The sequence below is a fragment of the Paenibacillus glycanilyticus genome (assembly GCF_023715145.1).
Classification (GTDB): domain Bacteria; phylum Bacillota; class Bacilli; order Paenibacillales; family Paenibacillaceae; genus Pristimantibacillus; species Pristimantibacillus glycanilyticus_A.
Genome location: NZ_JAMBNP010000046.1, coordinates 1 through 461 on the forward strand (window position 1 = coordinate 1; position 461 = coordinate 461).

2 rRNA genes are annotated in these 461 nt (G+C 48.8%); both read right to left on the reverse strand.

Annotated features, from left to right (window positions below):
- A 23S ribosomal RNA gene (locus tag M3194_RS30870) occupies positions 1–235 on the reverse strand; the annotation flags it as partial.
- 119 nt (positions 236–354) lie between these two features.
- Positions 355–461: ribosomal RNA gene (rrf, locus tag M3194_RS30875) — 5S ribosomal RNA — on the reverse strand; the annotation flags it as partial.

The window sequence follows — 461 nt, forward strand, 5'->3', positions numbered from 1 at the left end:
ACTTTTGTTTTCTCTTCCTCAGGGTACTTAGATGTTTCAGTTCCCCTGGTATGCCTCTTGTTAACCTATGTATTCAGTTAACAGTGACTGTCCATTACGACAGCCGGGTTTCCCCATTCGGACACCCTCGGATCAATGCGTGCTTACCGCTCCCCGAGGCAGTTTCGTTGTTCGCCACGTCCTTCTTCGGCTCCTAGTGCCTAGGCATCCTCCGTGCGCTCTTATTAGCTTAACCTAATCACTGATTACTCAGTGTCATTCATTCCAGCTAAAAGATGTTTTGTTATCTCATATCCAGTTTTCAAGGTGCAATACTTTTGCATAAAGCAAAAGTTATAGGTGTATTAAACACCTGCTTGGCGACGTCCTACTCTCCCAGGACCCTGCGGTCCAAGTACCATCGGCGCTGGAGGGCTTAACGGTCGTGTTCGGTATGGGAACGCGTGGTTCCCCTCCGCCAT